The sequence below is a fragment of the Microcoleus sp. BROC3 genome (assembly GCF_036702515.1).
Taxonomy (GTDB): domain Bacteria; phylum Cyanobacteriota; class Cyanobacteriia; order Cyanobacteriales; family Microcoleaceae; genus Microcoleus.
The window spans coordinates 1-1492 of sequence record NZ_JAUBTQ010000170.1 but is presented as its reverse complement, the minus strand read 5'-3'; the positions used below and the strand labels follow the sequence as shown (position 1 = coordinate 1492).

The 1492-nt window shown below is 45.7% G+C and carries 1 protein-coding gene; it reads left to right on the top strand.

All coding sequences use genetic code 11. The features are described 5' to 3' along the window. Window positions 1-501 precede the first annotated feature (501 nt). Window positions 502-1473 carry a transposase gene (locus QUB30_RS33555; protein WP_333342675.1) on the top strand — a complete coding sequence of 324 codons (972 nt, stop codon included), beginning with the start codon at window positions 502-504 and terminating at the stop codon, window positions 1471-1473. Window positions 1474-1492 lie beyond the last annotated feature (19 nt).

Sequence of the window (1492 nt, the reverse complement as noted above, 5' to 3'; positions counted from 1 at the left end):
CCCGCCCCTTGTATCTTAAAAGAGTCAGGCGATAGATCGCTACGTCAGTCAGTCGATCGCGACACCAAGCAGGCGATCGAACCGATCATCAGGCGATCGAACCGATCATCAGGCGATCGAACCGATCATCAGGCGATCGTACCGACACTCAGGTGATCGTACCGACACTCAGGTGATCGTACCGACACTCAGGTGATCGTACCGACACTCAGGCTCCTGCTAGCAAAGTAAATCTAAAGAAACAAGGAAAGTTTCGTGCAAATAGTTCTGTAACAGTAGAAAGTGTTCTTCAAGGACATCAGAAATCGGTGAAGTTGGCCCGCCCCTTAGACTTTCGCAAGTCTGTTGTGTAGATAAGCTCCCATTACTGATGACAGGCTCACATAAAACTGGACAGTATCTGAGGCTCTCGGCATCGTCGGGAAAGCCTGCATTAACAAGGTTAGTATTCAATTGCCTGTCATGTTCTTTGATAAATCTGAGTACCTAAAAGAGCTAAAAATGACATCAACAGTCTTAGGTATAGACATCAGTAAAAGAGATTTTCATGTCTCATTACTGAGAGAAGGTCGTGCAACTAAACCCAGAAAATTTACGAACAATACTCAAGGGTTTCAGAGTTTGCATAACTGGCTTCAACAACAAAGTGTAGTAGAGATCCATGCTTGCATGGAAGCTACTAGCATCTACGGAGAAGCCTTAGCCGAATTCCTCTATGGAGCTGGTTTTCAGGTCAGTATCGTCAATCCGGCTCGGATCAAAGGGTTTGCCAAAAGTGAACTTCTACGAACTAAAACTGATTCCGTAGATGCCGCACTGATTGCTCGTTTTTGTGCGGCGATGAAACCGGAGCTGTGGACACCAACCGCACCGGAAGTTAAAGAATTACAAGCTTTGTTGCGACGGCTGGAATCTGTGATTGAAATGGCAACTCAAGAACAAAACCGTTTGGAAACAGCTACGCCAACTGTTGCTGGGCTTACCCTTGCACATTTGGAGTACCTAAAAGAGCAACAAAAACTAATCAAAAAACTGATTAGCGACCATTTTGACCAACATCCACATTTAAAACAACAGCGTGACCTCTTGACCTCAATTCCAGGAATTGGTGAACAGACGGCCTCGGTATTGTTAGCGGAAATTCGTGATGTTTCCGATTACAACAATGCCCGTCAACTAGCCGCTTATGCAGGCTTGACTCCCTGTGAACGTAGTTCTGGGACTTCTGTTAAAGGCAAAACTCGTTTGTCATGCACCGGCAATGTCCGACTGCGAAAAGCGTTGTATTTGCCGGCTGTAGTGGCAATGCGTTACAACCCCTTGCTGAAAGCTATGAGCGAGAGATTATTGGGTCGTGGAAAGGTCAAAATGCAGGTGATTGGTGCGCTGATGAGGAAACTGGTGCATTTGGCTTTTGGGATTTTAAAATCCCAAAAGCCTTTCGACCCCAATTATTTGACTGCTACCCCTTGACAGGTCAAGACAGTATCTA